The sequence below is a fragment of the Solidesulfovibrio fructosivorans JJ] genome (assembly GCF_000179555.1).
In the GTDB taxonomy this organism is placed as follows: Bacteria; Desulfobacterota; Desulfovibrionia; order Desulfovibrionales; family Desulfovibrionaceae; genus Solidesulfovibrio; species Solidesulfovibrio fructosivorans.
The window spans coordinates 42,080-61,169 of record NZ_AECZ01000017.1 but is presented as its reverse complement, the minus strand read 5'-3'; the positions used below and the strand labels follow the sequence as shown (position 1 = coordinate 61,169).

15 protein-coding genes are annotated in these 19,090 nt (G+C 67.7%); 10 read left to right on the top strand and 5 right to left on the bottom strand.

Annotated features, from left to right (window positions below):
* Positions 1–10 precede the first annotated feature (10 nt).
* On the bottom strand, positions 11–925 hold the full coding sequence (locus DESFRDRAFT_RS12795; protein ID WP_005994518.1) for a chemotaxis protein CheV: 915 nt from the start codon (positions 923–925) through the stop codon (positions 11–13).
* Between the two features lie 274 nt (positions 926–1,199).
* Between DESFRDRAFT_RS12795 and DESFRDRAFT_RS12790 the strand changes: the two genes are divergently transcribed.
* Both DESFRDRAFT_RS12790 and DESFRDRAFT_RS12785 read left to right on the top strand, forming a co-directional pair.
* Positions 1,200–1,493, top strand: coding sequence for a hypothetical protein (locus tag DESFRDRAFT_RS12790; RefSeq protein ID WP_005994516.1), 294 nt, complete (start codon positions 1,200–1,202; stop codon positions 1,491–1,493).
* A 90-nt stretch (positions 1,494–1,583) separates the two neighbouring features.
* A complete protein-coding gene (locus DESFRDRAFT_RS12785; RefSeq protein WP_005994514.1) occupies positions 1,584–2,462 on the top strand; it encodes a M23 family metallopeptidase in 879 nt (292 codons plus the stop codon).
* On the opposite strand, the gene DESFRDRAFT_RS12780 is transcribed toward DESFRDRAFT_RS12785, so the two are convergent.
* Entirely contained in the window at positions 2,434–4,110 is a 1,677-nt protein-coding gene (locus DESFRDRAFT_RS12780) for a glycosyltransferase family 2 protein (protein ID WP_005994512.1), read from the bottom strand. The two genes, DESFRDRAFT_RS12785 and DESFRDRAFT_RS12780, sit on opposite strands and share 29 nt — an antisense overlap.
* A gap of 137 nt (positions 4,111–4,247) precedes the next feature.
* On the opposite strand from DESFRDRAFT_RS12780, the gene DESFRDRAFT_RS12775 reads away from it, so the two are divergent.
* Positions 4,248–4,982, top strand: a complete 735-nt coding sequence (locus DESFRDRAFT_RS12775; protein ID WP_005994510.1) for a LysM peptidoglycan-binding domain-containing protein — start codon at positions 4,248–4,250, stop codon at positions 4,980–4,982.
* A gap of 188 nt (positions 4,983–5,170) precedes the next feature.
* On the opposite strand, the gene DESFRDRAFT_RS12770 is transcribed toward DESFRDRAFT_RS12775, so the two are convergent.
* From DESFRDRAFT_RS12770 to DESFRDRAFT_RS12760, 3 genes are read right to left on the bottom strand one after another with little or no spacing between them, the layout of a single operon-like run.
* On the bottom strand, positions 5,171–6,868 hold the full coding sequence (locus tag DESFRDRAFT_RS12770; protein ID WP_005994508.1) for a CgeB family protein: 1,698 nt from the start codon (positions 6,866–6,868) through the stop codon (positions 5,171–5,173).
* A gap of 8 nt (positions 6,869–6,876) precedes the next feature.
* The gene (locus DESFRDRAFT_RS12765) at positions 6,877–10,689 is read right to left on the bottom strand and encodes an AsmA family protein (protein WP_052303482.1); all 3,813 of its coding nucleotides are present in this window, start codon (positions 10,687–10,689) and stop codon (positions 6,877–6,879) included.
* Positions 10,690–10,711: 22 nt separating this feature from the next.
* Entirely contained in the window at positions 10,712–11,080 is a 369-nt protein-coding gene (locus DESFRDRAFT_RS12760) for a hypothetical protein (RefSeq protein ID WP_005994504.1), read from the bottom strand.
* A 129-nt stretch (positions 11,081–11,209) separates the two neighbouring features.
* On the opposite strand from DESFRDRAFT_RS12760, the gene DESFRDRAFT_RS12755 reads away from it, so the two are divergent.
* The 7 genes from DESFRDRAFT_RS12755 (at position 11,210) to DESFRDRAFT_RS12725 (ending at position 18,941) form a co-directional block, all read left to right on the top strand.
* A complete protein-coding gene (locus DESFRDRAFT_RS12755; RefSeq protein ID WP_005994502.1) occupies positions 11,210–11,569 on the top strand; it encodes a hypothetical protein in 360 nt (119 codons plus the stop codon).
* A 223-nt stretch (positions 11,570–11,792) separates the two neighbouring features.
* Positions 11,793–13,322 carry a uroporphyrinogen-III C-methyltransferase gene (gene cobA / locus DESFRDRAFT_RS12750; protein ID WP_005994500.1) on the top strand — a complete coding sequence of 510 codons (1,530 nt, stop codon included), beginning with the start codon at positions 11,793–11,795 and terminating at the stop codon, positions 13,320–13,322.
* Positions 13,319–13,993 (top strand): phosphoribosylglycinamide formyltransferase, encoded by a 675-nt coding sequence (purN, locus tag DESFRDRAFT_RS12745; protein WP_005994498.1) that lies wholly within the window; start codon positions 13,319–13,321, stop codon positions 13,991–13,993. The genes cobA and purN overlap by 4 nt, the downstream gene beginning before the upstream one ends.
* A 184-nt stretch (positions 13,994–14,177) precedes the next feature.
* A complete protein-coding gene (locus DESFRDRAFT_RS12740) occupies positions 14,178–14,918 on the top strand; it encodes a nucleotidyltransferase family protein (RefSeq protein WP_005994496.1) in 741 nt (246 codons plus the stop codon).
* A complete protein-coding gene (locus DESFRDRAFT_RS12735; RefSeq protein ID WP_005994494.1) occupies positions 14,915–15,634 on the top strand; it encodes a GNAT family N-acetyltransferase in 720 nt (239 codons plus the stop codon). Before DESFRDRAFT_RS12740 ends, DESFRDRAFT_RS12735 begins: the two co-directional genes overlap by 4 nt.
* Entirely contained in the window at positions 15,631–17,214 is a 1,584-nt protein-coding gene (locus DESFRDRAFT_RS20815; RefSeq protein ID WP_005994493.1) for a GHMP family kinase ATP-binding protein, read from the top strand. The genes DESFRDRAFT_RS12735 and DESFRDRAFT_RS20815 overlap by 4 nt, the downstream gene beginning before the upstream one ends.
* 218 nt (positions 17,215–17,432) lie before the next feature.
* Positions 17,433–18,941: a hypothetical protein gene (locus tag DESFRDRAFT_RS12725; RefSeq protein WP_005994492.1), complete on the top strand. Its 1,509-nt coding sequence runs from the start codon at positions 17,433–17,435 to the stop codon at positions 18,939–18,941.
* The last annotated feature ends 149 nt before the right edge of the window (positions 18,942–19,090 follow it).

Genomic DNA, 19,090 nt, shown 5'->3' with positions numbered 1-19,090 from the left:
ACGGCGCGCGTCAGTTTGGAGAGCGTCCGGACCGGGCCGCGATCAGGGACAGGGCCAGCCCGGCCAGTTCGCCGAACTGCGGCTTGGCGATCTGGCCGTCGGCGCCGACGGAAGCGCCCTTGTGGCGCAGTTCCTCGGTGATAAGCGAAGAGAAAAGCACCACCGGCGTCGCGCGAAGTCCCGAATCTTCCTTGATGTTTCGGGTGAGCGTATACCCGTCCATCCGCGGCATTTCGATGTCGGAAACGACGATGTCGAAGCGTCCGCCGTCCTCTCCGCGCAAAAGGTCCAGGGCCTGCTGGCCGTCGCCGGCCTGAACCACCTCGAAATTGGCCGCTTCCAGCCGGCCCTTTATCATGTGGCGCATCATGCCCGAGTCTTCCACCACCAGGGCCCGCAGCCGTTTTTCGGATGGGGCCGGCATGTCCGCGCCGTCGCCCAGGCTGTCGTCGAGTTCGAGGATGATTTTTTCCAGGTCCAGCAACTGGATGAAGCGATCCTCCAGGCGGGTGAGCCCGGTGATGCAGTTGCCGGCGAGCTTGGCCAGGGCCGGATGGGGCGGTTCCACGTCGCGCCAGTGGACCCGGTGGATGTGGGTGACGCCCGAAGCCAGAAATCCTGTCGTGCGTTCGTTGAAGCGCGTGACCAGGATGATTTCGTTTTTGCGGGGCGCGCGCGGGATGTCCAGCCACACGGCCAGGTCGAGGACCGGCAGGGCCATCTCCCGCAGGGCGATGGTGCCCATGAAGCAGGGATGGGGCGCGCCGGGCAGGGGGGAAAGTCCCGGGCTTTCGATGACCTCCAGCACCTTGGCCACGTTGATGCCGAACGATGACAACCCGCGTTCGGCCCCCTCGTCGATGAAAAACTCGATGATCTCGAGCTCATTGGTGCCGGCTTCGAGCAGGATCTCGGATTGGGCCATGGGGCGCTCCCGGGGTGGGATGTTTCCGTCAAGCAGCGAAGAGCCGTCAAGGGGACAATTACGCAACGATAGCCCAGGCATGGCGTCGTGTAAATCGCATCCGCGCCCGCGCCGCCAAATGCCGGGGAGCGGTTGACAGTGCCGCACGGCTTCTTATAGCCAAGAAGAGAGGAAAAGCCCATACGACCCGTCGTATACAGTCGTGCGCGATGGAGGCGGGGGCGGTCTTGGGGCGTTCCCGGGCGGACCGGGACGAAACAACAAGGAGGGCGTCATGAAACGCCTGGCGGTTGTGATCCTTTTGGCGGCCTTGTGCCTGCTTCCCGCGCCGGCCATGGCCACGTCGTTCACATGGGACTTTCCGGGGACTTCCGGGTCTTATTCTTCGGACGGCTCGACCAGCGCCACCACCTCCGGCACGCTGACCGCGGACACGACCACGGTCAACTGGGACCTCACCTTCGGGACCGGCGGAGCCCTCTCGGGTTCGGGCTCGGCCCTCGTCGGCGGGCAGACCTATTCCGGAACCTTCGACTTCAGCGATCTTTTCAGCCTGCTTTTCTTTTAGCAGTTGCAGCCAGCCCCCGGCTTCCGGTTGACCGGAACACCATGCCCCGCCCGCTGTGCCGGGGCGGGCGGGGCGGCTGCGTCACGGCTCATGCTGGAACGCAAACTCGATATTTTCGTCCACGACCACAACGGCGTAAGGCGGCTTTTCACCTACCGGCGCTGGATGTTCCTCGTCTCCGTGTCCGCCGTGGCGGTCCTGGCGGCCGGGATGGTCGTGTTGTGGCGCTATCAGGCGGACTATGCCGACCTGGCCGCCAGACGCCGGGCCGCCCTGGAACGGCTGGCCGGCCAGAAGGCCGAGGCCTTGCGGCTGCGTGACCGGGTGCGCCGGTTGGGCGACGAGGCGGCGCGGATACGCTCGTTTGACGCCAAGCTCGGCGTCATGGTCGAGGTCCCGGAGGGGCTCGGCATGGGCGCGCCGGACACGCCGGCGCGGTTGCCGGGCTCGGCCCTTGGCGACGACCTGGGACGGCGGCTGTTCGATTTTCTGGCGGCGCTCGGCAACCGCATGGCCGTGGAGGAGGCGTTGCAGCAGGATCTGGCCCGGCTGCTTGGCGAGCGCAAGCTGGAATTTCTGGCCAAGCCGTCCCTGTGGCCGGCCCGGGGCTACATCACCTCGGGCTTCGGCCGCCGGCAGTCGCCCTTCGGTCGGGGCGGGGATTTCCACAACGGGGTGGACATCAAGGTGCCCATCGGCAGCCCCGTCTACGCCGCCGGGGCGGGGCGCGTCACCGAGGCCGGCTATATGCACGGCTACGGCCTGCGCATCGTCATCAGCCACGACTTCGGCCTGGAGACGATCTACGCCCATATGCAGAAAGCCGAGGTCAAGCCCGGGGAGCAGGTCAAGCGCGGCCAGCGCATCGGGCTCTCCGGCAATTCCGGCCGCACCACCGGGGCGCACCTGCACTACGAGGTGCGCGTGGACGACACGCCGGTCAATCCGCGCCGCTACCTGCTCGACTGAGCGCGCATCCCGTCGCCTCCCGCGCTTCCCGCCATTTCGTTTCGAGTTCCGCCCAGGCCGTATTCGCGTCGCGGGCGGCGGCGACCGCCATGTCCGAAGCGGCGAACAGGCCGTCGAGCTTGGTGCGCGCCCCGCGAAGCTGGCCCACGGCGGCCCGGGTGCGGGCCTGCCCCGGCCCGGCATGCTGGTGGTGGGCCACGGCCAGGTCGCCGGCGTACACGGCCCGGCGGCCGGCCAGAAACCCGCCCAGGTCGCGGGCCAGGTCGTCGAACTGGCTCGGGGAAAAACGGATGTCGAAGGGCGCGCCGTCGCCGAGGGCCGAGCCCCGCAGCAGATGGCAGCAGCCGGAAACGGACGGGCAGGGCCGGTGCGCGGCGCAAAGCCCGAAATCCGGGCCCGGGCCGTAATTGACCAGGGGCCGCACCGTGTTGGCGGCATCCGGCGGCAAAAGGCGCACGTCGGCCGCCTGCACGCCCGCCGCCGCCCCGGGCGCGGCCGCGACCACGCGCGCGCCGGCCACGTCGGCTTGCGCATCGTCGCGGAGCGCCCCGGCGAGGCGCGCCAGCCAGTCGGCGGGCAGGCTCACGTCGTCGTCCACGTAGGCGGCCAGATCGTCCCGCTCCAGCCGGGCCGTGGCGGCCAGCCAGTTGCGGGCGGCCGGCGCGCCGATGTTGACGGGCAGGCGGATGGCGGCGAACCGGTCCGGGGCGAATTTCACCGCCGCCGCCCGGCAGACGCTTTGGGTATCGTCCGTGCCGCCGTTGTCGAGAACCACCACCCGGGCCGGGCCGAGGTGGCTCGCGGCCAGGCTTTCAAGCGTTCGCGCGAGCAGGCCGGCCCGGTTCCAGGTGTAGAGGAAGACGAACAGCCGGCCGGGCATGGCGTCGAGATCGGCCGGGGCCGGGGGAAAAAGCAGGGTGTGCAGGCGAAGCGTCAGCCCGGGATGCCAGTTTTCGGCCCGCCACAAATCGGCCAGCACGGCCGTCGCCTCGCCGGTCCGGCCGGTCTCGGCCAGTCCCTGGGCCAGGGCCAGGGCGTAAAAGCGGGGGAAAAGCCCCCGGTCGCAGGCGGACAAGGCGGCAAGCCCCGCCGCCGGGCCGTCCCAGGCAAAGGCGGCCTCCACGGCCAGGCGCGCGCCGACCGGGGCCAAGGCCGGATCGGCGGCCAGGGCGTCGGCCACGCGCCGGGCCAGATCCGGCAGCCCCCGGGCCAGGGCGAAATCGAAGGCCTTGCCGCGCCAGTAAGACCCATGGGCCGCGTCGTCCATGGCCCGCGCCAGAAAGGCGGCGCCGGCTTCGGTATCCGTCCCGTCGCGAAGCCGTGGCCACTCCCGGCACTCCTTGGGCGGCCGGGTCGCCTTGGCCAGGGCGGCGCACAAGGCCCGCCGCCGCGCGCTTGCGCCTTTGCGGCGTGCGGCGGCCAGGGCATTGGCGGCAAAGGCCCCGTCCAGGGGGGCGCGCTCGAAATTCCAGGCGGCCATGGCGTCGGCCAGGCCGGCCAGTTTGGGAGAGTCCCTGGCGGCGGCGAGCATATCCGCGCCCAGGCGTCGGGCCAGCCATGGCCCCTCCAGCCCGAAAGCCCACAGCGGCAGCATGCGGCGCAGGATGCCGGGCGGTGGGTACGAAATAAAAACGGGGCGCTGGGGCATGAACGCTTCCTTGGCGACTTCGGTCAGGGCTTCACGGTTTGACGAAAACCGTGTTAGAGGGCATGTAACGCCATCCTTTGAGTAAGGACAATGCATCCCGCCGTGGATTTTCTGGCGGCACGCGGAGAAAAATGCCGATGCAACACCATATGAAATCCTTTGCCGTGGCCGCTGCGGCGATTTGTGGCCTTTTGGGCGTGTTCGCCGTATCCGGTTGCGGCAAATACGATAGTCTGGAGCGCAACGCCCAATACGTTTCCGACGACCTGGCCCGCGAGAACGCCCGGGCCGCCTACGAGAGCGTGGTGAAAACCCACGAGCGCTGGGTTTCTTCCGGCGGCGGCAAAGCCGCGGACGACCAGGTCTACGGCGCGTACAAAGACGCCTACGAACAGTATGCGATTTTGTATAACGAATTGTTGGACCGGCAGGGAAAGAGTTTCTCCGGGCACCTGTTCATGGTGTCCGACGAGCTGCCGCCGCCGCCGCCGGGCATGCCGGCCCAGGCGCCCAAACCCAAAGCGCCCGCTCCCAAACCGGTTTCCGCCGCGCCCGTGAGCCATGAACTGGACGATGCGTCCCGTGCCGCCGCTCCGCCGGCGGGCATCCCCATGGCCCCGGCGGTTCCGGCGGTGAAAGCCAAACCGGCGGCCGCGTCCGACAATCCCTTTGCGCCGATCTCCGGCCAGGGCCGCGCTTCCGCCAAGACGCAATCGTCGGGGGCGGACAGCTACGTCATCGCCTCGGGCGACACCCTGCGCAAGATCGCCAAGCGCTTCGGCATCAGCGAGAAAAGCCTCATGGAAGCCAACGGCATCACCGATCCCGACAAGATCGCCGCCGGCAAGACCCTCACTATTCCAAAGCATTAGAAGAGTGGAACCGGGGGGAACCCTTTCTGGAGAAAGGGTTCCCCCCGGCCCCCCTTCCCAAAGACTTTTAATGGTTACAGGGTATTGTCGTTAAGGCCGCTGTAATCGTTAGAAGTTTTTGGGAGGGGAGAGCGCGAGAGGGGGACCCTTTTTTCAAAAAGGGTCCCCCTCTCGCACTGTTATCTCTCTTACCCAAAAATTCCCTTCATGGCCGCGAGAAGGTCTGTGAGGCGTTTGTCGTAGGTGTGTTCGGCCAGCACGCGTTTGCGGGCGGCCGTGGCGATGCGCGCGCGTTCGGCCGGATGGGCCAGGTAGTGGCGCACCAGCGGGCCGATTTCTTCGGGAACCGCGTAGGTGATGGCTTCGCGGCCGATGTCGAAGAGCCGGGCGAGCTGTTCCCGGGCGTCGGAGAGGACGAAGGCCCCGGTGGCTGGGGCGTCGAAGACCCGCTGGTTGACCGCCCCTTTCATCTGCAGGCTCGTGCAATTGAGATTGACGGCGCTGCGCGGGTAAAATCCGGGCAGGTCGGCGTAGTAGTCCAGGGGACCGGTGGCGCGCCAGGCTTTGCCCATGCCCGGCAGGACCGTCTCCCAGTCCGCGTCGCCGGCGATAAGCGGCGAAAAGGGCAGGAGTTCCCGCACGCAGGCATGGCGGTAACGTTTCGTCGCTTCCCAGGTGAGCGCCAGCTCGGCGTCGAGGCGCGCTTCGGCCGTGGGCAGCGCCGCGTAGGCGGGGCCGCGGCCCGGGTCGGCGGCGAGAAAGGCTCGGGCGCTTTTTTCCGGGCTGGCCATGAAAGCCGCCGCCGCTTGCGGCAGGGCGCGGCGCAGGGCGGGAAAGGGGGTGAGCCGGGCAAGCGCCTCCCTGGCCTGCTCCGCCATGGACGCGCCGACGAAGGAGACGTCAGCCCGCCAGGGATGCGGCGCGGCGGGATCGGCGGCCAGGGGCGAAAACAGGTGCGGGTCGGTGCCCAGGGGCAGCCAGGCCGTGTGGCGAAAGCCCGCCGAGGCGAGTTCCGGCAGGGCGTCGGCGTCGTAGGAAAAGACCATGGTCGCGTCTGTGGCCAGGGCGGCGTAGTCGTGGAGAATGAGCCTCGGGCTGTCCACGAACCAGGAGGCCAGGGGCAGGCCGATGTCGGCTAGAAGCCCGGCCAGCCGCCCCTCCCGGTCGAGGCCCAGGTGGTTGACGGTCAGCGCCATGTCCGGGTGGAAATCGGTGATGGCGCCGAGGATCGCGGCCACGGTCCCTTCGTCGCCGGTGTCGCCGGTGCCCGTCGCCACGCGTCGCCAGGTGATGGCGAGGCGCGTCAGCGCCGCTTCGATCTCGCGGTAGAGGAAATAGGGGCGCGAAAGGATGAGCACCCGGGGCGGCCCCCCGGCGAAGCGCGGGCCGCGAAGCCGCGCGCGCAGGGCGTCGTAGCCGCGAAGGGCGGTTACGACCGCGCCGTACCAGGCCGGGTCCAGGCGCGGGTAGGCCGGGTGGGCGATGACGGCCAGGGCGGAAAATCCGGCCTGCCGGGCCGCGTCCGTGACCCTGGCCGCCGCCCGGCGCGGGTCCGCGTCGTCCAGGAAGACGACGGAGGGCCTGTCCGCCAGAGCCTTGCGCACGCCGGTCGCGGCATCGATGGCCTCTTCCTTGTCCAAAACGAAGATCGGCCCGGCATGGTTTGCGGCCACGGCCGCGATGCCGGCTCCGAGCCCCGCGCCGACAAAGACCGGCAGCCCGCCGGCGGCGGCAAGGGCCAGGGCCCGCTCACGCTCGGCTTCGGCCCCGCCCCGGCCGGCCAGATGCCGCGTCTTGCCCGAAACGGTCAGGCGCACGTCGGCAAGCGCCCCGTCCGGGCCGGCGACGGCCTCGGCGGCATAGGCGGGGGCGGCTGGACGGTCCATGGACTCCCTCAGCGGATTTGCAGGATGCGGGTGACGGCCTTGCCGGGGATGCTGACGATGCCCTGGAGCACCCGGTAGACCATCTCGCCGAGCATCTTGCTGCGGTCGATGGTGAGCTTGGGATTGTCGAGGGGGCCGATGATGGTGGCCGGCACCTGCCCGCCGCTGGTCAGGGCGGCCGTGACGCTCAGGTTGATGCTTTCGTCGCGCAAATCAACGTTGCCCTTGCCGGAGACGCGCATGCGCGGGCTTTCGATGAGGAAATCGTCGCTGTGGGCCACGCCGCCCCTGGCCTGCCAGGACGAGGAGAAGACGCTGAAGGGAATGCGCTCGGGCTCGGGCCGCACGCCGGACTTGGAGGCCGGCTCCCGCACCTTGAGCGTGCCCCGGGTGATTTGCAGGCTGGCGTTGCCGGCCAGGTTGTCGCGGAGCTCCATTTCGTTGATCCCGCTGGTGCGGGCGGCCAGGATGAACGTGGCGCTGCCGGAGCCAAGCGTGTCCCCTTCGGCCCAATCCCACAAAAATCGCGCGATCTCGATGCTTTCGAGCTTGAGTTCGACCAGGGTCTTGAGCGCCGTGTCCCTGGCGTCGCCCCGGATGTCGGCGGCGAACCGGCCGCCGTAAAAACGCGGGGAGTCCTGGTGGTAGGTGAACCGCCCCCCCCTGGCGTCGGCGGTGATGGTGGTGGCCCCGAAGGTCACGTTGCCTTTCTTGAACCAGCCGAGCCTGATTTTGGCTTCCAGGGCCAGGCTTCGCAGCACGTCGAGTTCGAGGGGCTTGCGCCGTTCGGCCAGGGGCGGCGGCCCGGACGTGGCCTGCCGGGGGAAATAGGCGTCCCAGTCCAGCCGGTCCACGGTCAGGTCCCACTTGCCGCGACGGGGATTGTACTCGGGCATCGTGCCGCTTCCGGCCATGGTGACGTCGTCCACGACCAGCGACAGCCGCTTGATGTCGAGGCCGTGGCCCGATGCCGTGCCGGATGCCGCGAAGGACCCTTTGGCCAGGCGATCGCCCGGCAGGTCGGCCGGCAGGGCCACGCCCCAGTCGGCCAGGGCCTTGCGCGGGGAGAGGGCCCCCGTCTCCACGGAGAAATTCACGGGCGCGGCCTCGCCGCCCTTGCGCCAGACCTTGACCGTGGCCGGCACCCCGCCGGCGGTAAGGCGCACTTCGCCGGTGGAAAATCCGCCGCCGGCGTCGGGCGTGATCGGCCCGGCCAGGGCGAGCTTGACCGCCTTGCCGGAAACGCCGTGTTTGGCCAGGGCCGAGGCCTCGATTTTGACCGGGGCGGAGAGGCGCACCTTGCCGGCATTGTCCACGGAAAGCGGCCCGGTGGCGGAGAGTTTGATGTCGCTCAATCCGAAACCGGCGGCCTGGCTGACGGCCAGGGAGGCGTCGCAGGCAATCGCGGTGTCCGGGCCGGATGCGCCGTCGCGCCCGGTCAGGGTCAGCTTGGCCTTGGGCACGGCGAGGGTTTGCCGGTTGCTTCCCGTCCCCAGGGCCAGGCGGGCGGCATCGGTTTCGATGCTCGCCGTAAGCCCCGTCAATTTGCCTTTGGTGTTTTTTTGCGCCTCGAATCCGGCCTTGGCCGTAAACGTTCCGGACAGGGCCAGGCTTGTCGGGGAAACGCCGGGCAGGCGCGCCGCGTTGATTCCGGCCACGACGAGGGAGGCGTCGATTTTCCCTGCCGGAGTGGTCTCGACCTTGCCCGAGAGCTTGCCGCCGAAGAGTTCCCCGCCCGTCAGCACGCCGGAAATCTTTCCCGCCGCGACCGTCAGGCCCAGGGCCACGTTTTTGGCTTCGATGCCCCGCGCCGACACGCGCCCGAGCCGCAGCCTGCCTTCGGCCCGCATATCCCCGGCGCCCTCGGCCTCGGAAGAGGCCGCGCCGGAAAGGGCGGCGAAACGGTCCAGATCCAGGGCCTCGGCGGCGAGATCGAAGCCGAGGCTTCCGCCCGCGTCCGTGTTGTAGGTGATCTGGCCGGTGAGCCCCGTGCTGTCGATGGTGGCCGAAATTCCGGTCAGGGCCGCCTTGGCCACGGCCCGGCCCACGCCCGGGGTGATGGTGACGGTGCCCTTGGCGTCCAGGGGGGCGGAAAAGGGCACCAGCCCGGCCAGCCCCACGACCGCCGCCGCCCGGACCGGGTCCGGGGTCTGCAGCATGATGTTGCCGCGCGCGCCTTCGGCATGCAGGCGTCCCAGAAGCCGCAACCGGCTTGGCGGCCCGGCCGGCTGGCCCGCGACAGGGGTCGGGGTCACGGCGGCCCGGGCATCGAGGCCCAGGCTCCCCGGCGTTTCGGGCGACGCGCCGTCCGGCCCGGCGTCGATGCGCACGTCCAGGGCGGCCACGCCGCCGGGAAGGGCGATGGATACGGGATAGAGGCGCAGCAATCCTTCGCCGCCGGTCAGCGTGGCATGGGCGTCGTTCATGGCCAGTCCCGCCATGCGGCAATGGCGCAGGTCGATCCTGGCGTCGAGGACGCCTTTGGCCGGCCAGTAGCCGGGCCAGGGCGCGGGCCAGGACCAGGAAGCCGTGCCCGCCGGCCGGGGCAGGGCGTCGAAATCCACGTCCGTGGCGGCTAGGGTGGCGTCGAGGCGCGGCCCCTGGTCGAAGGTCAGGCCGGCCTTGGCCGTGATGCGTCCCTTTCCGGGCAGCGACAGGGTCGCCTCGCGCAAAGCGATGCCCGAGGCATCGGCCGTGGCGTCGATGGCCAGGGACAGCTTGCCCGGAACATGCTTCTCCGGGGCCGAAAATATGGCCTGGCTGTCGCCGGCGGGCCGCGGCGCGGCGGCATCCGGCGCTGGCGCGGCCACCAGGCTGCCGGGCGGCTCGCCCGAGGTGAGGCCCAGGATCTCACGCCATTTCCCCTGGGCGTCCAGGGTCAGGTTCAAGCGCGTGGCCAGCTTGGCGTCGCCGGGCAGGGCGGACAGCGTCGCCGAGCCGGTCAGGATCGCCTCGGGCAGCCGGGCGTCCAGGTCGGTCACGGCGAGCGTCCCGGTTTCGGGCGCGTAGGTGGCGGTCAGGCGCGAGGCCACGCGCACCGGCGTCGCCCCGCCGGGGACCAGCGGATGGTCCACGGTCAGGATGGTTTCCACCAGGGTTTTGCCCAGGCGCAGCTCTCCGGTCGCGGCGTTGAGGCCGGCCTGGCCCGAGGCGTGGCACTCGAGCTGCCCGCCGGCCATGAAGCCCTTGGCCAGGAAGGAGATCGAGAAATCGAACGGCTGGCTCCGGCCCGTTTTGAGATTGGCCTTGGTCACGGACAGCGTGCGGCCCGTGACGGCGTCGTCGTAGGTGACGGTGGCGTTTTCCAGGCGAACGTCGCGGGGTTCGGGGGCCACTTCCCAGCCCGGGGCCTCGGCGGCGGCGGTCTGCTGCGGGGCGGTCAGGTCGTCCCAGTTGGCCCGGCCGGAAGTGTCGCGCCGCAGGGCCAGGGTCAGGTCGCGCACCCGCACCGAGCCCGGCGAGACCACCCGGCGCAAAAGCGGCAGCACCCGGATGGTCAGCTCCACGCGCCGGGCCGTGAGCATGGGCGCGTCGCCGAATCCGGGGGCGTCGGCCACGGCCACCGGACCCATGGACAGGCCGAACCAGGGCACGAACAGGATGGAAACGTCGCCGGTGATGGTCACCCGCCGGCCCAGGGCGTCGGAAAGGGTCTGCTCGGTGATGGCCTTGAGCCGCGCCGCGCCGATAAGTTCACGCGCCGCGAGCGGCAGGACGAATACGGCCAGGGTGGCGCTTATGGCCGCCAGGGCGATCAGCCGGCGCAAACGCCGCAGACGCATGGCGCGTTTTGGGGAGGAATCGGGTGTGGATGCGGGCATGGACGTGTGGCGTGGGGACATCCTACAGGCTGACGCTGAAGCCCGTGCGTCCCGGCAAGCCGCGCAAGGCTTCCACGATGCAGGTGCGTCCGCCCTTGGTCAGCAGCAGGTAGGCTGCCCGCTTGCCGACATCGTCCACCTGGACGCTCCAGCCCCGGGCCGTCATGTCTTTTTTATAAAACGCGGTGATGGTCGCCGGAGGTTTCCCCGTTTCGAAAGTCACCACCGTGGCCTTGGGAAATCGGAAAATTTTTTTGAATTCCGCGCCCGGGAAAATGCCGGCCTTGCCGTCGAGCACGGCCCGGTAATCGTCCTGGGCCGCGGCCGGGCGGCACACGGCGCAAAAAGCGAGCAACAGGACAAAGGCAAGCGCGGCATGACGCGGCGACACGGGGTCCTCCTTGCGGACGTCTTTTCTTGTGCAACGATACCGGGGCGAAGTCAAAGGCGACCGGGCAAAGCGGGGTTGCCGTTTTCGGAAATCCATGCTTTTTTCCCGAAAAACGTTTACGGAGCGCGCATGCGAAAATTGATGCCGGCAACCCTGCTTTTTCTGGCCGTTGCCCTGGCCGCGTCCACAGGCTGCACCAGGGACACGGGCGGCGGCGAGGCCAGGTACCTGACGCTTTTTTCCAATGTCTGGCAGCGCTGCCACACGCTGGGCCTGTATCAGGCCAAGGTCGAGGCCGTGACCACGCGCCCCGACGGCAATAAGCGCGTGGTCGTCGCCTACGTGTTCGATAACGGCATGGTGCCGGACCAGGGCCGGGCGGCCATGCTCGTCGCGCCGAACGGCCGCCTCGCCAGCGATTGCGTGCTCGACCTCGAGGCCGGCATCTGCCTGTGCGGCGCGCAGAAGGATTGGCACGACGGTCCATAGAGGGGGAAAAGAGCCGGGGGGAAACTTTGTCTTACGAAAAGTTTCCCCCCGGGCCCCCCTTCAAAAGACTTTTAAAATAATACGTAGGGGATGTTGCCGATGTGGCATCCCCAAAGCCAAAAAGTTTAGGAAGGGGAGAGCGCGAGAGGGGAGAACCTTTTTCAAAAGGTTTCCCCTCTCGCATCTCCTGTCCCCTCCCTGGCAATCAGCCAAAGGCAGATCCATGTCCAAAGTTTATCTCCTTGGGGCCGGTCCCGGCGATCCGGGGCTTATCACCGTGCGCGCCAGGGACATTCTCTCTCGCGCCGACGTCGTGGTCTATGATTACTTGGCCAACAAGGCCTTTCTCGATTTCTGCCGTCCGGACGCGACGATCTATTACGTGGGCAAGAAGGGCGGCGACCACACCCTGCCCCAGGACAAGATCAACGACCTGCTCGTGGAGATGGCCAAGGCCGGCAAGATGGTGGCGCGCCTCAAGGGCGGCGATCCGTTCGTGTTCGGGCGCGGCGGCGAGGAGGCCGAGGAGCTGGTGGCCGCCGGCTGTCCCTTCGAGGTCGTGCCCGGCGTGACCTCGGCCGTGGCCGCGCCGGCCTATGCCGGCATCCCCATCACCCACCGCTCGTTTTGCTCGTCGGTGTCGTTCATCACCGGCCACGAGGACCCGACCAAGGCCGAAAGCTCGCTCAATTGGGAGGCGTTCGCCCAATCCGGCTCCACGCTGGTCTTTTTCATGGGCGTCAAAAACCTGCCCCATATCACCGAAAATCTCATGAAGGCCGGCATGCCCGGCGATACCCCGGCGGCACTGGTGCGCTGGGGCACCACCTGCCACCACAAAAGCCTTGTGGCCACCGTCGCCACCATGGCCGAGGAGGCCGCCAGGAAGGGTTTCGCCCCGCCGTCCCTGTTCGTGGTCGGCGGCGTGGTGTCCCTGCGCGACACCCTGGGCTGGTATGAGAAGCGGCCGCTGCTCGGCCAGGGCGTGGTGGTGACGCGCAGCCGGGAACAGGCCAGCGACCTGACCCGGTTGCTCGCCGACGAGGGGGCCTGCTGCTACGAATTCCCGGCCATCGAGATCGCGCCCCTGGAAGACGCCGATCCCGTGCGCCAGGCCATCGGCCGCCTCTTCGACTACGACTGGGTGATTTTCACCTCGGTCAACGGCGTCAAATGCTTTTTCGCCGAGATCGACACCCTGTCCCTCGACGCCCGGGTCTTTGCCGGCATCCGCGTGGCCGCCATCGGCCCGGCCACGGCCCAGGCGCTTGCCGCGCGCGGCATCCGGCCCGATTTCGTGCCCGAGCGCTTCGTGGCCGAATCCGTGGTCGCGGGGCTCCTCGACCAGGGCGTGGTCGGAACCCGGGTGCTCATTCCCCGCGCCCGGGAAGCCCGCGAGGTGCTGCCGGAAAAGCTGGCCGAAGCCGGGGCCTATGTCGACGTCCTGGCCGTCTACGACACCAAGCCCGTGAACCAGGACCCGGCCGAGATCGTCGAGGCCATGCAATCCGGCGCGATCCGCTACGTCACCTTCACCAGCTCCTCCACGGTGAGGAATTTCTTCGCCAAGGTGCCGCCCGAGGTTGTCAAGGCGGCCGACGACGTGAAGCTCGCCTGCATCGGGCCCATCACGGCCAAGACCCTGGGCGAGTTCGGGTTCACGCCGGACATTGTGGCCGAGGCCTACACCGTGCCGGCTCTGGCCAAGGCCGTCATCGACGACGCCGTGGCCGAGGCCGGCGGCGCGTCATGAGCCTGCCCCTGGCCGTGCTCGTTTCCGGTTCGGGTTCGAACCTGCAAGCGATCATCGACCGGATCGAGGCGGGCCGCATCGACGCCCGCATCAAGGTGGTCCTTTCGGACAAGGCCGACGCCCACGGCCTTGTCCGGGCCGCGAAGCACGGCATCCCGACCCGCGTCCTGCCTTTTGGCGAGTACCCCGACCGGGCCGCCTTCGACGCGGCGCTGCTCGCCGCCGTGCGCGAGTCGGGCGCGCGCGCCGTCATCCTGGCCGGATTCATGCGCCTTTTGGGCAAGGGTTTTATCGCCGCCTACCGGGACCGCATCCTCAACATCCACCCGGCCCTGCTCCCGAGCTTCCCGGGCCTTCGCGCCCAGGAGCAGGCCATCGGCTACGGCGTGGCCGTCTCCGGGGCCACCGTGCATTTCGTGGACGAGAAGATGGACAACGGCCCCATCGTCATCCAGGCCGCCGTGCCGGCCCTGCCGGACGACGACGCGAAAAGCCTCGGCGCGCGCATCCTGGCCCTGGAGCACCGCATCTACCCCCAGGCCGTGGCCTGGCTGGCCGCCGGGCGCCTCGCCATCGACGGCCGCAAGACGCGACTGGCTCCGTCAGGTGCGCCCCTGGCACATATGGACAGCCCTTGTTTGGTGAATCCTCCCTTGGAAGAAGGCTTTTAAAGCACCAGGGGGAAACTTTTTGAAAAAAGTTTCCCCCTGGACCCCCTTCAAAAACTTTCAAAAATAATTTTATCGGGTTGTCCTGATTATCAATTTGAAGGGGGGACCGGGGGGCCCTCGGCCCCCCGGCGGAGAGGTCCAGGAGAGGCGGAGCCTCTCCTGGCCGCCGGAGGCACATCATATCTTGATTACACGCGCGCTTATCCTTTCCGCCGGTCTGGGGACGCGGCTGCGGCCGCTGACCGACGTCATGCCCAAGCCCATGGTGCCGCTGGCCGGGAAACCGCTCCTCGAGCATCTGGTGCGGCTGTGCACCCGTTATGGCGTGCGCGACATCGCCATGAACCTGCACTACCTGCCCCATGTGGTGACGGACCATTTTGGCGACGGCGCGGCGTTCGGCGTACGGCTGCTTTATGGCCTGGAGGCCGAACTGCTCGGCACGGCCGGGGCGGTCAACAGCTTCCGGGAATTTTTCAGCGAGCCTTTTTTCGTCATCTACGGCGACGTGCTCTTCGAGGTCGATTTGGCGGCCGTGGCCACGGCCCATGCCCAAAGCGGCGCGACGGCGACCGTCGGGCTCTACCGGGTGGACAACCCCACGCAGTGCGGGCTGGTCGACCGCGACGAAACGGGCCGCATCCTGCGCTTCGTGGAGAAACCGCCGGTCGCTTTTACCGATCTGGCCAATGCCGGTCTGTACGTCATGTCGCCGAAGGTGCTCGATTACATTCCCGAATCCGGCTTCTGCGACTTCGGCCACGATGTCTTTCCGGCCATGCTGGCCGCCGGGGAGCCGCTTTACGGCCATGTCCTGGACGGCTACGTCATGGACATCGGTTCGCCGCAAAAGTACGAGCGGGCCAAGCGCCATCTGGCCGATGCGGGCCCGGGCGATGGTACTGGAGCGGAGACGCGGTCATGAATTTTGCGTGCCTCGCGCGGCAGGCTTTTGATGCCGAGGCCTTTGGCCTGGATTTTTTCCGGGTGACGCGCCTGGATTATGCCCGGCTCGGGCCGGAGCTTGCCAGGCTTCGGGCCATGCCGCGCGTCATGGCCGATGCGCGCATTGCCGCCTCCGACCGGGAGGCCGATCTTTTTTTGCAGCGAAACGGCTTCCGCAAGGTCTGCATCCAGATCCGCTACGGCCGGGATGTGCCCCCGGACGTGGCGACCGATTGCAGCCCCGGGGACACGGCGGAAAACCGCCTGCCGCCCGGGGCCGTTTCCCGGCACGTGGACAATCTGGTCTACGACCGCTTCAACCTGGACGCCGCCGTGCAAAAGGCCGGCCGGGACAGGTTTCAGACGGCCTGGATCGCCAATTCCCTGGCCTCGCCCGTCATCCGCAAGGTCTACGACGGCGAGAGCTTCGTCAGCTTCAAGCTGGAGGGGCGCGAGGCGGTTGTGGACATCGTGTCCGTGCTCGTCCACAGGCGCGGCGTCGGAACGAGGCTCATGGGCCGGGTGCTGGCGGCGGCGGCCAGGGCCGGATGCGCGCGCCTGATCGTCACCACCGAGGCGGAAAACGAGCCGGCCTGCCGCATGTACGAGAAAAACGGGTTCATGCCCGAGGCGCATTTCTCCAGGTTCCACTACGCATCCACCGGGGCGGACGCCCCTGAAACGAGGTTCGCATGATCATTTCCAAGGCTCCGGTACGCTTGAGCTTCGGCGGCGGCGGCACGGACCTGCCCGCCTACTACGAACGCCACGGCGGCGCGGTGCTCTCCGTCACCATCGACAAATTTTTCTACACCGTGCTCGAACCCGTCAAAGACGGGCCGGTGGAGATCGTGTCCTCGGACTACCAGCTCCACCAGCGCTTCCCGGACATGGCCAAGGCCAATCTTTCCGGCGCGCTCAAGATCCCCAAGGCCGTGCTCAAGCGCTACGGCGTGGCAAGCGGCGTGTACATGGCCCTCAAGGGCGACGTGCCCACCGGCTCCGGGCTCGGGCTTTCCGGCGCGGTGACCGTGAGCATCGTCCAGGCCGTGGCCACCTTCACCGGAGAGAGCCACTCCAAGGCCGAACTGGCGGAAATCGCCTCGGACGTGGAAATCGGCATGCTCGGCCGGCCCATCGGCATGCAGGACCAGTACGCGGCGGCCCACGGCGGGCTCAACTACATGACCTTCACCAAGGACGGCGTGACCGTTGCGCCGGTGACGCTGCCGGACGGCGTCCTGGATGCCCTGGAACGCCGGTTGCTGCTGTTTCATACCGGGGCCCAGCGTGATTCGGCCAGCATCCTCAAGGGCCAGAAGAAGTCCATGGAAGTCAGCGACGCCTCGGTCATCGCCACCCTCGGCGTGCTCAAGGAGCAGGCGGCGCGGATGCGCGATCTTCTTTCCGCCGGCGACCTGGACGGTTTCGGCTGCATGCTCGACACGGCCTGGAATTTCAAGAAGAGCCTGGCCAAGAACATCAGCAACCCGGACATCGACGGCTACTACGCGGCCGCGCGCGAGGCCGGGGCGCTCGGCGGCAAGATCACCGGGGCCGGCGGCGGCGGCTTTCTGCTCCTCTACTGTCCCCTCGAGGCCCAGGCGGACGTCGTCGACGCCATGACCGGCATGGGTCTGGAGCGGCTGCCGTTTTGCTTCGAGACCACCGGCGCCCAACTGACCCTGGATCACACCGGGCAGTTCAGCGCCACCATTACCCCGGAAGGCTACCTGCTCGGCATGCGGGCCGTGGTCAGCCGGCTGGACAAGGACAAGATCGGCCGCATCGCGGACATGATCTGGCAGGCCCGGGAAGAAGACCGCCAGATTTTCATCATGGGCAACGGCGGCAGCGCCTCCACCGCCAGCCATTTCTGTTCCGACCTGTCCAAGACCACCCTCGTTCCCGGCAAGAAGGGCTTTCGCGTGGTGCCGCTCACCGACAACATCCCGCTCATGACCGCCTGGGGCAACGACGCCGGGTTCGAGAACATCTTCTACGGCCAGCTTATAAACCTGCTCAACCCCGGCGACGTGGTGGTGGGCATCTCCGGCGGCGGCATGTCGCCCAATATCCTGAAGGCCCTGGACCTGGCCCGGGAACGCGGCGCGCGCACCATCGGCATGTCCGGCTTTTCCGGCGGCAAGCTCAAGGACGCGGTGGAGGAGTGCTTCATCGTGCCGAGCGACAATTACCAGTTCATCGAGGACGTGCACATGATCCTCGTGCACCTCATCGCCTCGGTCCTGCGCGAGCGCATGGCGCGGGAGTAGGGGAGTAGGCGGCAGGGAAGAGGCTGGGGCGCTGCCCCAGGCCCCGCCGGGAGGCCGAGGGCCCCCCGACCCCCCGGATAGGGGAGAGGGCTTGTGCTTGAGGAAATTCGTCTCCGACGGTAAGGAGCGTTGCCAAGCGTCCGCCGGGGCATGACGTCCCGGGGGGCCGCGCTTTGTCCCGCGGTCGGCGGGGCGTAACAAACCCGGGGATACGCCACATGACCGATATGCTGCTGGCCGTTGCCATCGCCCTGGCCGGATTCGCCCTTGAAGTCTGGCCGCGCCTTATAAACCGCTACTTCGGCATCGACACCTGGCGCTTCGCGCTTCTGGCCGACGCCATCCGCCGCCACGGCCGCTATCCGGACAGCGTGCCGGAAAAATACATCGTTCCGGGATCGGTGGACAATCCGCCGTTTCTGCCCTTTGTCTGCTCGCGCTTCACGAAAAAGTGGCTCGACCGCAACCAGGGGCTCATCTCCCCGGCCTTCGACGTGCTGCAAAGCCTCACCGTCTACGGCCTGGGCTATGCCGTCACCGGCGCGCCCATCGGCGGCCATCTGGCCCAGATCTTCTACATGCTGACCCCGGTGGTGCCGCTCGAGGCCAGCAACCTGAGCCTTCGCACCCCGGGCAGCCTCATCTTCCTGTGGGCCATGCTCAGCGTCCAGGCCTACGCCCTGCACCCGAACGTCTGGACCTTCATCCTCGGCGTGGCCGGGGTGACGCTGCTCACCTTCACCCATCGCATGGCCGTGCAGGTGCTCTTTTTCGGGCTCATCGGCTTCACCATCATCGACAACACCGCCCGTTACCTGCTGGTGTTCCTCGTCGGCGTGCTCTTTTCCATCTTCGCCTTCCGGGGGGCCTACCTCAAATACCTGCGCGGCCAGCTGCTCATGATCGCCTTCTGGATGTACAACATCCACAACCGGCTGGCCCACCAGATTCGCGGCAACCCGACCAGGGAGAAAAAGCACACCGACTTTGTGCGCCGCATCGAATACATGATCTGGAAGATTCCGGTCCTGCCGTTTCTGGCCGTCAACCCCTGGGCCATCTACGCCTTCGTCGCGCTGTGCCTGCCCGATTACGGGGCCATGGCCGGGGCTTCGCCCTGGTTTTCCGTGGCCGTCAAATGGTCGGTCATCCTTTTCGTGCTCGGCATTCTCTTCAATACCAAATACATGCGCTTTCTGGGCGAAGGCCAGCGCTACCTCGAATACGCCACTGGCGCGGCCGCCGCTGCCGCCGCGGCCGTGGTGCTCAAGTTCGCCGCCGACCCGGCCGTCTGGGGCATCGTCAAGGCGGCTCCCTGGATCGTTGGCGCGGGCTGCCTGGCCGTGATCCTCTTTTTTCAGATCAAGCTCGTGGTCAATAACCCGGACAAGTCCGTCACCCCGGCCTTGTGGGCCGTGCTCGACCACCTAAACGCCTTTTCCGGCGAAGTGCGCATCGCCTGCCTGCCCCACGGGTTGGCCGATGCGGTGACGTATTTCCTTACAAACGGCAAGGCGTTGCTCTCGGACAATTCCGTCGGCGTCTACGAACTGGTGGACTATTGGCCGCTTCTCAAAAAGCCCCTGCGCGAGATCGCGGACAAGTACGGCCTGACGCACTTTCTGGTCAGCACCAAGTTCGTGACCCTGGAGGAACTGGACATTCCGGGCTTTACGGAGGCGTTTCGCCGCGAGCACTACGTGGTGCTGGTCCGGGAGGAGGCGTAAGGCGGGAGCTTATTGCCTGCGTTGACGCTCCGGAGGCTTTGCAATAAAATTGTAATTTTCAGGGACGACTTGTCCGCCAACACTGTTATTCCCGTCGCCGCGAGCCCGATCATAACCCATGCTCTTTTTTCGCAAACGTCCGGGTGCGC